Origin of the sequence: Sinorhizobium sp. 7-81 (genome assembly GCF_030124405.1) — a bacterium.
Lineage (GTDB): Bacteria > Pseudomonadota > Alphaproteobacteria > Rhizobiales > Rhizobiaceae > Sinorhizobium > Sinorhizobium psoraleae.
Window position 1 is genome coordinate 1 of record NZ_JASKLT010000017.1, and the last position, 13,053, is coordinate 13,053.

The window sequence follows — 13,053 nt, forward strand, 5'->3', positions numbered from 1 at the left end:
GCCGGTCTACGCCTCCCTCATCCAGGGCGACAAAGGCGAGCACAAGCTCATCTGGTCCCGCTGACCAGCCCAAGGGCGCTCCGCTCAAAACGGGGCGCCTGCCTTCCACGCCTCGGAATTATGCGGAGCAGAAATCCGCCGCAACTACCGGCAAATCCAGCCTTCATCGATTGAGGCTCCGCATAATCCCACTCTCAGCATAATCGACGTTGCCGGCGTAGATGCGGAAGTGCGGTCCCTTGTCGGAGGGGTTCTCAATGCGGGCGATACGGGCCTTGGCGTTGAGGGAGAGTGTGCGGATCGAGCCGTTGAAGCCGTTTTCGGTGGAGGTAAGGTGCCGATGGTTGCCATTTTCATGTTCCTTTCGTTGGTTTCGGGCCGCGCCCTTTGCGGCCTCGATGGCTGTCGCAAGGATCGGGGATGATCGGACCGCACCCATAGGGCCGGAACAGCGTGGAGGACGGCAAGTCGCAAATTTGTTAGTCGGCGAGGAATGGCGGGCGACCTGGGGTCCCCGCTCGACCTGTCGAGTGGGGTGGGTACCGGCAGGGGTAAGAAAATTGCGGCCGGCCGTTGCGGGAGGACGATCGAGGCGAAGCCTCCGATCAGACATGCCTCATCGAGCCCGCGGGAGGTGGCCCATGCGGCGCATCATGAGGAACGGGCAATGACGAGCGCCGTCCCTGCCTTGGCCAACTAGAATATTGCTCTGGCGTTGCCTCTCCTAAAGTCATGGCATTTACCTTGATGTCGATAAACCCGACCGACGGGAGAGTTGCCTCCTATCAGCACGATGGCCTCGCGATTGGGCTCGCCTTTGGCGCGGTTCTCCTAAGATGTCCTGAGGTTAATTGGACCGATCGGATGCTAGGCCGCCGAGACGAGATTTTCCTGAACTACTGCTGTTGGCGTCAGACCCGAGGCCAATGGGCTGGCGGGCTTGATGCTGACACTCTGGCACAAGCCAATGAGTGGATAGAAGTTCGCAATCGCTGATGCCCATTGGGACTCGCGACACGAAAGTGCTCCTAAAACGTGTCCGAACCCTTGACTTGTTTACCGGGAGCGGTGCCGGAATGCCTGCTGATCGAGATGCTTTCGGGGATCGGCGGTCAATTGGTCCTTTGGAGGCGCCTATGCGGCGCCCCTGACCTCATGCTGGCGAGCGCCGGCTTGCTGCGCGTGCATCCAATCGGCGATCTGCTGCGCCTTGCTTGCGGCGGTGAAGATGGCGCGCGAGTCGGAACGAAGCACCTCGAGCCAAGAGACGATGTAGCGGGCATGGTCGGGTCGCGGCTCGACGCTAAGGTTGAGATCGGCGCAGATCATCGCGCTCAAGAGCTCGACCGTGCATTCCTCCATGGCGTAGGCGGCCGAGCCGAACCGTCCGGAAAGATCGCGGTCGAGGCGATGCTGGGCGCCGGAGGCGTGTCCGCATTCATGCAGCAGCACGGCGTAATAGGCGACCGCGTCGCAAAAGCAAGCGAACTCGGGCATCTGCACATGGTCGGTTGATGGGCGATAGTAGGCCTGTGATCCCCCATAGCGGATGTCGATGCCCAGCGCCGCGCAAAACCGTTCGGCCTGTTCGATCCGTTCGGCTTCGGGCAGCGCCGGCACCTCGGGCGGCGTGTAACCGTCAACCTGCGCGCAGTTGAAAACCGTGTAGCCGCGGGCGAACAGGCGCCGTGCGGGCTGGTCGTTGTCTTCGTCACCGTCTCGATCATCGGGCTCGCCGTGGCGATCGGTGGTCTTCCAGAACACGACGAGATGGCCGCGCTCGCCCTTGCGAACCTGGGCGCCGAGCGCCTGCCATTGGCGGTAGGTGCCCCAGATGCCGGCGGGATAGCCAGCAGCATGCGCCGCGGCCCAGAGCGAGAGGATGTTTACGCCGCGATAGGCCTTACGCGAGGCGATGTTGTAGGGTGTCGTGATGGCCGATCCGTCGTGATGCCAGGGCATCCGGTACTCGCCGGCGCCGGCCTCGATGGCGGCGATGATCTGGCTGGTGACGCGCTCGTAGATATCGGTCCGGGTCGGGCTCGTGGAATCTGTGGTCATTGGTGCCTCCTTCAGCTCGCCCTCTTCGTCGAGGGCGAGGCAGCAGGGGCAGACGCGGAAAGCCGGCTTGTCATACCCTGTTCTCGGTGCTGGTTGCGGAACAGGGTTGATGGGCTGGCAGCGTCTGCCACGCAACCGAGCCCCGCCTCGACGGGCGAGTTGAAGGAGGCACCCGAACAGATCGACGCCCGAAATGGCCCAGGATGATGGCCGCTCTCAGCCGGCGTCGTCTCGCGGCGAGCGCTCCAGCGGCACAACAACCTTGCATCACCAGATCGGCCAGCTCTTTCTGCGGACCGTCGGTGGCGGCATCACGCTCGGCGAACTGGAACGTCAGCACCGGTCACGGAGCCATTCCCTGCGGGATCGAAGGGCATGCCGGTGGCGCGACCGCAGGGGCCGCGATGGCGGCGTCGAGGAAGTTTTCGCGAAAGTGCTTGACCTCCCCCGCCCATTCGATGCCGCAGCTGAGGCATTTAATACCCCTCCAATGATCGACCGGGTTCAGCGGTTTTGATGTTCTCGACTATCGAGCCCATGGCGCCGTTATCGTTGGCGGCCTCGTCAACAATTATCGATTTCGTCGATGTCGGTTATTCTTCGCACGGGGATGGACCCTCATGAGATACATCGGGAGGGGTCCTTTCCGGGGATGGGGACCGGCCTTGGCTGGTCCTTGCTGTCTTCGTTCTTTCTCGAAGACATCTCCTGGACCGCTGAGCGGGCGGCCGGACGCACTGCGGCCGACCGGCAAAGGAAGAGCGGTCGGGGCGCAGGGCGGTGTTTGAGCGTCACAGGAGGACCGATCTGCGAAGGGTTTCCGCTCCTTTCAGTCCTTTCATTCTCTGGCCCGTCACACAACTACCATTTGAGTTTGTCACCAAACTGCAAGAATATCGGTTTGAGTGGAGGAGAGGCCTCATGAAGAGGACTTCCGCCTACGCCGAGACGGGGCGACATGCCGGCCCGATGCAGGCGACGGATTTCGTCATGACACTCGCGGCGTTGATCTCTTCGATCCTGGCGCAATCGTTCCAGCCCGGTTGGCACACTGACGGCGACGTTTTCGGCGTCATCGTAACAGCCACCGCAAACTGGAGTCAGCGCGCGTTGAGCAGAACTTGAGCCAATTGGGCACCTGTGCGCTCGGCGCCGACGCGGGCGATGATCGCATGCGATGCACGCCCTCGGTTCGATGCGGACGCGCCGCTGTCCCTTCGTGGCAGAGCCTGTTGCGCGGCGCCCGCCACAGCATTAGACGCCTCTCAGGCCAGCTCAGCTTGGGGCCGGCGGCTCTGGGGCAAGGAATCGACGTCCTCGGCGGGAGGAGCCTTCCTCCTCATGAGTAGAGTAGGGGGCTGGCGAGTTCGTCCGGTGCCCTAGCGCAAAAACGGCGGATCCGGGTCGCGCATAGCGTCAGGGCTAAGGCTCTAGCTTCACTGCTCCGGTGGGCCCGGGGAGGACCACTTCTGCCGCACTGATGGGGTCAAGACTCCGCTTCGTCTCCCGAAGTGGAAGATTGTGGCTGCAATACTAAACACGATGCTACAGCCTGCACTTCTGTCGTTAGTTGGCGTCCCGTCCGCAACTCATAGGAAAACGCGTGTCCGACTGTCTGGTTTGTCGCGTGTGCGACCAATGCGGTTCGGCCTGGTTTCCTGCTTCTCATTTAACCTGTTGATAGTCCAGGCATAATTCCTGCTGAGCGACCCTCTGCGTAGCTGGCACGAATTTTGATGCTTCCTCGTCGCGAGGCGGCACCAACTCCCAAATGTTACCTACTGATTGCCTCGCCTTGAGAGGAGATTAATGCTGAACGGATGGCGACCTAAACCTGTCGGAGGCCAGCTCATTGATGTAGTCGCGGCTATTGATGAAATTGCGGCATCGTTCCCGGACAGGATTGCGATTAAACATGGCGCGGAGGAACTCACATATGATGAGCTGCGAGTGCGGTCTGACAGCATCGCAAGCACCCTACGTGAGTGCGGCGCACAGGGCACGGTTGTGGGCTATTGCGGTGAACGGAACTCCAATTGGGTAGCCACAGTAATCGCAATTCTGAAAAGCGGCTCAACGTATTTACCCCTCGATCCATCCTTACCGGCCTCCCGAATTTCGTTCATGATTAAGCAGAGTGGGTGCACTTTGATTATCGGGCCAGAAAGACCGGAAGCGCTTGGTTTGTTTGAGGAAGACTGCGACGGCGCTCGACAATTCATGACGGTGCAGAAAGCGCTATTGGGTAGCCGGGTCTCTCCTGCCATGCCAGCTTCAGCGGAAGGCCGTCTCGCTTACATTCTGTTTACGTCCGGTTCGACGGGACGGCCCAAGGGCGTGATGGTGAAGCGCGCGGGGCTAAATAACCATTTGATGGCAAAGATAGAGGTGCTCGAACTACGTGAGCAGGACTGTGTCGCACAGACTGCCTCTCATTGCTTTGACATCTCCCTGTGGCAGCTTTTGGCAGGGTTATGTGTCGGCAGTTGCGTCGCGATCATAGATGATGCCGCACTGAGATCTCCGATAATCCTTCATAAGGCACTGCAGGCACATTGTGTCACGATTGTCCAATTCGTTCCATCGGTGCTCGCCGTTTTCGTTGAATATCTGCAGACACTCTCAGCCAAGGAGCGGCTCCTTGGTGCCTTACGCTTGGTCTCCACCGTCGGCGAACCGCTGACGCCCGCCTTGGCGCGCCGCTGGCTGAAACTCTATCGTCAAATCCCAATTCTCAATCACTACGGCCCGACCGAATGTGCGGACGGGGTTACGCATCATTTGATATCGGTCCCACCCAGCACAGCTGACGCCTATGTGCCTATCGGTAAGCCGATCTCCAATCTTGAGGTCTATGTCGCCGATGGATCGCGTCTGTGCAAGACGGGAGAGGTCGGCGAAATCTGTATCAGTGGAGTCGGTGTCGCCGATGGGTACATCAACGATAGCGAGCGTACCAAAGATGCCTTTTTGCCAAACCCGTTCTCGGACCACCCGTCCTATCGCCTCCTCTACAAGACCGGCGATCTCGGACGAATCAGGGCAGACGACCTGCTGGAATGTCTGGGTAGACGAGATCGTCAGATCAAGATCCGGGGGCACCGGATCGAACTTGGAGAGATCGAGTCTCGCCTCTGCGCTCATCGTTTGGTGACTGCCGCAGTGGCTATCGCACGCGTCCACGAGAGCGTGAAACTCACGGCGAGGGACATAACCAATACCGACGGCGATACTGGGTCAAGACGAATTGTGGCCTATGTGTCGGCTCCTGCCGACCTATCAGAGGGTGAACTCCGGAGCTTTGTTGCCGAAGCGCTTCCCAACTACATGGTTCCGGAACGAATCATTCGTGTCGACCGGCTTCCTGTCACCCCAAACGGGAAGGTAGATCTCGCGTCGTTGCCAGATCCGACGACCTTTCGCCCCGAGCTGCTCAGTCCCTTCGAGGAACCAAAGACGGAGTTCGAAAGCACACTGCGGGACATTTGGTCCAACGTTCTTAGGATCAAAGATATCGGCGTCAACGACCAATTCATGGACCTCGGCGGCGACTCGCTCCGAGCGATGCTTATATTGGCTCAGATCCAGAGCCAGCTCGGGGCGAATGTGGATTTCAGGCTTGTTCTGAATGGGACCATCAGATCGCTGGCGACGGCGATATCAAGCCAATCCAAAGAAGCACATCACCTGCTTCCCACGTGTGGGAAGCTCAATCGATCACCCCTGACGCGAGTGCAAGAACACCTCTGGTTTCTTTGGCAGCTCGATCCGGCCGCGAAGAACTACATCATCCAGGGTGGTCTGCGTATACGAGGTTCCATCGATCTGACTGCATTCAATGAAGCCTGGTTCGATGTTGTTCAGGCGCATGACGCGCTTTCGGCACGTTTCAGCGACGAAGACGGGCCGGTTCAGATTTTTGATGATCCGCAGGGCTCCGATCTAGAGTTGGTGGACGCCACTGACCTGACTGATCAAGAGGCTGATGAACTTGTGGCAGAGCTGCGGCGCACGGAGCTCAACAAGCCCTTTGATCTCAGTCAGGGGAGTTTGTTTCGGGCGCGGATGATCCGCTTCGGCGCGGATGATCATCTCGTGCTGATCAGCGCGCACGAAATCATCATAGATGCATGGTCAATCTCTGTCCTGCTTAGAGATCTGCGGACGAGATACTCCAATGCGGCTGCTTTCTCTCCAGCAGAACGCATATCACTCTCGACCTATGCTCTTTGGGAAAGTGTACACATTACACCGAAGTCGCTTGATGAGCAGCGGCGCTATTGGCGTCGGCAGATAGGCGACAATCCTCCGGTACTGTTGCTAGGCAGTAGTCGACCGCGGCAGGAAGAGAACTCCTGCCGCGGGAGCTCGCATGCGTTTTTTCTTGGCCGCGAACTGTCTGATCAAGTGCGAGATTTTGCACGCCGGCACAGATGCACGACTTCCACGATCCTCTTGGCATGTTTCAAGCTGCTGTTGCGAATGTATAGCGGCCAAGATGACGTTATTGTTGGTATACCGCACGTTGTGCGTGGCCAACCAGGCACCGAGAAGATCGTGGGATTTTTCCTCAACATGTTGCCAATCCGAAGCACGATTGACGTCAATAAGTCCTTTGTGACACACGCGACTCACGTGCAGGGCCTTATAAGCGATGCTATCGCGAACTCGGCGTATCCATTTAGCTGGATGGTCAGGGATACCCGATTCCACCGCGAGCCCGGTCAATCGCCCATCTTCCAAGTCATGTTCAACATGTACTCCGAGCTTCCGGAGCCACCTGCAAAACGCGATTTGGAGCTGACATTTCGCGAATATGACACAGGTTATGTGAAATTCGACCTTACCCTGTACGCGCAAGACGAAAACAATGCAATTGCCTTGCAACTGGCTTATGCCGACCACAGTTTTTCGAGCGATGTGATCGCTCGCATGGCTGATAATCTTCGCCATCTCATTGCTGCCTGCGTTGAGAGGCCGGACGAGCCGATTGTTGCCCTGAGCGGCCTCAGCCCGTCGGAAGTTGCCTTTCTGGACTCGCTAAAGGGCGATGAGCGGTTATGCGAGAACGAGCCTTCGCTTGTGGAAGCGTTTGACCAAGTGAGCGCTTTAAATGTGGATCAGGTGGCTTATTTCGGCGAGTTCGGGGCAATTACGTTTGGCCAGCTGCGCAAGCGCATGACCGCGATCCACTCCGTTCTGCGAACTTGCGGGGTGGGGCCGGGTGACACGGTGGCCATGCTGGTGGACCGGTCGCCGGATGTGGCGGCGACAACTTTGGCGATCCGAAATTTGCAGGCCGTCGTCGTGCCTATATCGCCAGATTACCCGAAAGCACGGATCGGCCATATCATAAGGGATAGCGGCGCAAAACTCCTTGTTCACGCAAGCGCGGATGAAGAGGTCATGGTCGGTGTGCCGTCCGTCAATCTGTCTACGCTGCAGGCTAGATACGAGCGTGCTCGGGTCTCGAGTCGGACTATAGAGCCCATCGAGAAGGACGCAGCCAGCCTAATATATACTTCATCCTCGACGGGTAAGGCGAAGGGCGTTCTCATCCCCGAATCCGCAATACTTAATCGACTGAACTGGATGTGGCGATGCTTTCCCTTTGATGGCACCGACGTGATGGTGGTTCAGAAGTCAGCGGCACTTGTTGCAGCGGTGTGGGAGTATTTTGGAGGGCTCTTGAAGGGGGTTCCGACGCTAATCCTTACGCATGAGCAGTTGCTCGACCCCGACCTCTTGTTGAGGGCATTGGCAAGCTATCGCGTTACGCGGTTGTTTGCCTCTCCGCCCATCTTGGCCGGTTTAATCGCCTCTCAAAAACGACATCCGAAAACGACCAGCCTGCGCCTAGTTACAAGCAGTGCTGAACCGATGCCGTCATCGCTTCTTGTCCCTTGGCGAGAGTGCTTTCCAGATGTGCCGCTCTGGAATTTCTATGGCACCACGGAGTGCGCGTCTAACGCAGCGGTGTACAGAACATCGGAGACCGACCATGGCTCATCAGCTGTGCCGATTGGGCGCCCGATCGATAACGTGAAAGCTTACGTCCTTGATGCAGAGTTGAAGCGGGTCCCCGTTGGAGTCGCGGGTGAACTCTGTGTGGCAGGACGCTGCGTGAGCGCGGGATATTGGAAGGATTCCGAGCGAACAAAGCACTCTTTCGTGACAAACCCATACGATGAAGGTCAATACAGCGTCCTTTATCGCAGTGGTGATATCGCCCGCATCTCAGCCAAGGGCCTTCTGGAGATTTGCGGTCGAGCGGATAACCAAATTCAGCTTCGAGGTTTCAGAATTGAGCTGGAGGAAATTGAAGCGGCGCTTGTATCTCATCCTGGCATTCAGCAGGCCGCCGTAGTGCTAGAGAGCGTGGGCGACGACCGGAGGCTGGTTGCCGTTGTGGTCCCCACTCAACATAGCCTGAACTCAGGAGACATTGTGAATCACCTGCAGCTGGCACTGCCGTCTTACATGATGCCATCGGATTTTCGGATGGTGGAACGTATGCCGCTCACGCACAGCGGGAAAATAGATCGAGCGCGTTTGTCCTCGATCTCATCCCGGCGGATCCGAAAAAGCAGATCGGTTGAACCGCGTACGGAGAGGGAGCAACTCCTCGCCGAGATCTGGCAAGAGCTGTTGGGCACCAACACTGTTGGCATCGATGATAGCTTCTTTGATATCGGCGGAAATTCGCTTCTGAGTGTGCGGTGCGTTACACTGGCGCGCAAAGCGGGACTGAAGTTGACCGTCGGTCAGTTGCACCGGACACCGACGATTCGGCAACTGGCAACGGGCCAGACGCCGGCCGCGACGTGTGCCATCGCGGCTTCCAATGGACCGTTGCCAGTGCCCCCCGCGGTCTCACATTGGAATAGTGTTGTCGGAATCGGCGAGCACTACAACATTGGCGATCTCTTCTTCATGCCCGCCGGCCTCTTGGATATATCCATTCTTGAACGTGCCCTTGTGCATGTCATCGGCCGGGAGGAAGGACTGAGGCTCCGAATCGCGCAAACGGAAAGCGGCCTGTCTCAGGTAATCGGATCGATACCAGATTCCCTGATAGAAGAAGTTGACCTTGTCGGTATGGCCACGTCAGAGCAACTCACCGTCATTGAGCGCGCCTGTGCGGAGCGTCAGCACAGATTTCGATTTGACGGTCGGACACCTCTTATCCGAGTCTCAGCATTCCGGACATCAGAGAGCGGCGATTACTATTTGCTTGTTCTGCTCCACCACTTTGTAACAGACGGGGTTGGATACAGACTGTTCCTGAATGCGCTCGAGACGGCGTATAACTCGTTTGCTGCAGGCCGAACCGCTGTAGATCCAGAGACTACAACCCTCTCTCAGTGGCTCGAGCGGTTGGATGATTACGCGAATAGCGAAGCGACAACCGAGCTCGAACATTGGGAGGGCCTGCGGTATGACTTGTTCGATATGCGCGTGAGCGACGCTGGGTCAGGTGCGGCGGGGTTTTCAGCTGACACTGCGAGGTGGCTCCACTATGCAGGTTTTGAAGCCCCTATGGATGAGGAATTCTGCAGACCACTGTGGAAAGATCAGGCCACATATCATCTAAGGATCAGTGAGGAGACGACGGCGAGACTTCTCAAGATTGCGCCGACTTCTGCGCATTGCGAAGATTTTGATATATTGCTTGCGGCTATCTCGGGGGCATTTGGCCGCGCTTTCGGAAATTACTCGCTCTGGATTGACAGCCTCACTTCGACGCGGGCAGGGCTGTTCGACGACATCGATCCGTCGCAAATCATCGGCTACATTGGTGAACTGGTACCGCTGCCGTTATACCTTACCGGAACGGAGTCTCGTCCAAACCGCGCTCGCGCCATATATCAGCAGCGCAACTCGTTGCCGCGCAAGGGCATTGGTTTCCGTGCCTTGAAGTTCTTGAACCGGTATCCCGCTGTGCGGGACCGGGTCGATCGTTTGCCGTTACCCCGGATCGGAGTGAACTATCGCTCGAGACTCCAACGTCATTATCCGCGCCGCCTGTTATCCAGAGATCCATCCCCACTGTGGATCGGCGAAGATATGGATCAGTCAGTGATGAACTACCTCTTCTGGTTTCGTGTTGGATATCAGTCGGGCGAACTACGAGTTGAAGTGAGGTACGATCCACGACAAGTGAGCTACGAATCCACCCGCACCCTCTGCACCTTCTTCCGCGAGGAACTGCTGCGGACTGTCGATGCGTTCGGAGAGTTGGGGCAACCGGCCCGATAGGGCCGTTGAAGCTGCTTATGAAGGAAGAACGCATGTCATCGCAGGCAGAGCATTTCGGTTTGTTGGCGGACAAGATTCCCCGCCTCATCATGCGTCTTGCCATACCCTCGATTATTGGTTTGTCGATTAATGCACTTCAGCAGTTCGTGAATGCAATCTTTGTTGGAAGGCTCGGCCCCCAGGCTATCGCTGCCGTCAGCATCACTTTACCGATTATCATCCTGCTTTCGGCCGTCGGGCAGGGGATCGGCGTCGGTACAGCATCATTCGTGTCGCGAAATCTTGGCGCTGGCAACTCGTCAGAGGCGAGTCGCGGTGCGAGCTTGGCACTCGCTCTCGCGGCTCCGATTGGAGTGGCGCTTACCCTCGTTCTACTTTTCAGCTTGCGCGACGCTCTCGCTTTGTTCGGCGCCAGTCCGACCATAATGCCAGCCGCACTCGACTATGCATCGACGCTCCTATTTGGTTACACCTTCATGCTGTTGAACATAGTCAGTGGATTCATCGTCAGGGCGGAGGGTAACACACGATTCAGCATGTGGACCATGATTATGGCTTTTACGCTGAATGCCCTGCTCGATCCGATCCTAATTTTTTCGCTAGATCTCGGAGTTCGCGGCGCGGCGCTCGCAACACTGTTGTCTCTGATGGGCGCCACCAGCATCTACGTCGTATACTTCCTGAAGCAACGTGGGATTGCCCGTTTCAGCCCTTCTTACATCACTTTGAGGGGCGGGCGCATATGGCAGATCGCCGCCGTCGGAACGCCAGCAACCATCACCGGTATCTTGTCTGCTGTTGCATTTATGCTCTTGTACAGGGCTGCTGCACCATTCGGCGACAATTCCATTGCCGCTGTTGGCATAGCCTCACGATTGCTGACAATCGGGGCATTCCCGATTATCGGCTTTTGTATAGGCTCGCAGGCGGTTCTTGGTTTCAGTTGGGGAGCAGAGGATTTCGCTCGAGTGCAGAAGGCCGCGACGTTCATGCTTTCTATGGCCTTCGCATTGTCAGCTAGCTTTTCTGCTGTGGTCGTGATTTTTGCCCGGCCAATCGTCTGGCTTTTCAGCGATAGCGCGGATGTCATTGAAATCGCCGTCTCCACTTGTATTATGTTCCATCTCTTTTTCGGGCTCTTTGGCGTTCAATACGTTGTAATAACTATGCTTCAGTCGTTCGGGCGATCACGCCTGAGTGCGGTCGTGGCTTTCGCGAGGCAAGGATATCTCTTCGTACCAGCCATACTCCTATTTCCACGTATTTGGGGCTTCAAGGGACTATTGATCAGCCAGGCAGTTGCTGAGCTGGTGGCAGGCCTGCTTGCCGCGTTTGTAATGCTCAAGCAGTTCAGGGATATTAAGGGATTGCTCCTTAGACGGCCAGGGGACGAGGTGAAGGCTGAGAGTTGATGCGGACGTGCAGATCATTTCGGATCTGTTTGCGATTCTAGCTGACCAGCGCGGATGCAATTGGTAGTTCATCCTTACCCTTGGCTGCTAATCTCAATCCGACTCAAACGGCATCGGCGGGGACAGTCGTCGGCCTAAGCGCGATGTTGCATGAGGTATTCAACAGTACTCGTGCTCGAGCGAGAGGAAGTCCCAGGTGATAGAGACGCTGCTTCCATCAAACATAGCCGTACAAACGAGCAAGTGAAGTCAGCAGGGCCGAAGTGATGGTCGAAGAAGAGAGTGCGGTTGACCGTGCAGCCGAAAGCAGAAGGCGTGAATTCGCCATCGGACGGACCTGTGGTAGATCGGCATTGTCCAAGCTTGGCTTTCCTCCATGCGCCATCCCAGGTGGACCTCACAGAGCGCCACTTTGGCCGTCTAACATAGTTGGCAGCATAACGCATTGTGCTGGATTCTGCGCTGCGGCTGTGGCCCTGCAGGAGGACTACGTTGCGCTTGGAATCGATGCAGAAGTCGACGAGGAGCTGCCGTCGGGCGTTTTGGCGATCATTTCGGTTGACGAGGAGCGACAGTGGTTGGCCAACGCACCCGGGCGCCTCAATTGGGGCCGGTTGCTGTTTAGTGCTAAGGAGAGCGTCTTCAAGGCATGGTTTCCACTCACTCGTGAATGGTTGAGTTTCGAGGACGCCGTGGTCACTTTCATGCCGGACGATGGCACATTTGTTGCTCGACTTCCGCACACACTCGTGCAGGATTGCGCGGGGGGAGCTTCGTGGCCGCTTCAGCATTGCAAATGGACTGATACTAACGGCAGTGTTCATTGCGGGGGCAGCGTTCAAGGGGTGTGCGGGCCGGCGCCGGAACCTGCAAACCATGCATTCATCCGCTTGATCTCATGGAGCGCTCATGGTGAGCCGTGACAAGTAATGGAATGTCTACCGAATAAGGTGCTCACCGATATTCGTGCGTTTGGCGCCCTTTGCGCCCTACACTGCGAGAGCTCGCAAAGTGAGCGCCTCTTTTCGCCGGGCCGCACATGCGCCTCCCTGAGTACGCGCCCAAGACCAAGCAACCTTTCTCCTTCAAGTCATCGCGCGCGCAGCGGGCGCCCGGTTCGCATATACCTCGCAGTAATTCCGCGGCGTCACTTTGCTTGATTTCTCAATGAACCGATGGCTAACCCCCTTTCCTGTGGTGAGGGTAGGAGAGGGTGCGAAGGATCGATAGTCGCAAAAGTATGAGTGCCCGCTCTGGGTGGGCGGAATGGGCACTCACAAAGCACCGGACGCGCCCAGGCTTCTTTGCTCCTCCTACCTTG

5 protein-coding genes and 1 pseudogene are annotated in these 13,053 nt (G+C 57.4%); 4 read left to right on the forward strand and 2 right to left on the reverse strand.

The genetic code is table 11. The features are described from left to right. Positions 1-202: 202 nt before the first annotated feature. A pseudogene (locus tag QN224_RS29190) lies at positions 203-351 on the reverse strand (DUF736 family protein); the annotation flags it as partial. A 783-nt stretch (positions 352-1,134) separates the two neighbouring features. Continuing rightward, positions 1,135-2,061 carry a zincin-like metallopeptidase domain-containing protein gene (locus tag QN224_RS29195; RefSeq protein WP_283979508.1) on the reverse strand — a complete coding sequence of 309 codons (927 nt, stop codon included), beginning with the start codon at positions 2,059-2,061 and terminating at the stop codon, positions 1,135-1,137. A gap of 921 nt (positions 2,062-2,982) precedes the next feature. Between QN224_RS29195 and QN224_RS29200 the strand changes: the two genes are divergently transcribed. The 4 genes from QN224_RS29200 (at position 2,983) to QN224_RS34125 (ending at position 12,655) form a co-directional block, all read left to right on the forward strand. Then, the gene (locus tag QN224_RS29200) at positions 2,983-3,186 is read left to right on the forward strand and encodes a hypothetical protein (RefSeq protein ID WP_283979509.1); all 204 of its coding nucleotides are present in this window, start codon (positions 2,983-2,985) and stop codon (positions 3,184-3,186) included. 684 nt (positions 3,187-3,870) lie between these two features. Continuing rightward, entirely contained in the window at positions 3,871-10,320 is a 6,450-nt protein-coding gene (locus tag QN224_RS29205; protein ID WP_283979510.1) for a non-ribosomal peptide synthetase, read from the forward strand. A gap of 17 nt (positions 10,321-10,337) precedes the next feature. Continuing rightward, complete coding sequence (locus QN224_RS29210; protein WP_336621133.1) at positions 10,338-11,732, forward strand: MATE family efflux transporter; 1,395 nt, start codon at positions 10,338-10,340, stop codon at positions 11,730-11,732. A 266-nt stretch (positions 11,733-11,998) separates the two neighbouring features. Further along, complete coding sequence (locus QN224_RS34125) at positions 11,999-12,655, forward strand: 4'-phosphopantetheinyl transferase (RefSeq protein WP_369292619.1); 657 nt, start codon at positions 11,999-12,001, stop codon at positions 12,653-12,655. The last annotated feature ends 398 nt before the right edge of the window (positions 12,656-13,053 follow it).

Coding starts and splice junctions, on each gene's coding strand:
- QN224_RS29200 (WP_283979509.1), top strand. CDS start 2,983: ATGAAGAGGACTTCCGCCTACGCCGAGACGGGGCGACATGCCGGCCCG.
- QN224_RS29205 (WP_283979510.1), top strand. CDS start 3,871: ATGCTGAACGGATGGCGACCTAAACCTGTCGGAGGCCAGCTCATTGAT.
- QN224_RS29195 (WP_283979508.1), bottom strand. CDS start 2,061: ATGACCACAGATTCCACGAGCCCGACCCGGACCGATATCTACGAGCGC.
- QN224_RS29210 (WP_336621133.1), top strand. CDS start 10,338: ATGAAGGAAGAACGCATGTCATCGCAGGCAGAGCATTTCGGTTTGTTG.
- QN224_RS34125 (WP_369292619.1), top strand. CDS start 11,999: ATGGTCGAAGAAGAGAGTGCGGTTGACCGTGCAGCCGAAAGCAGAAGG.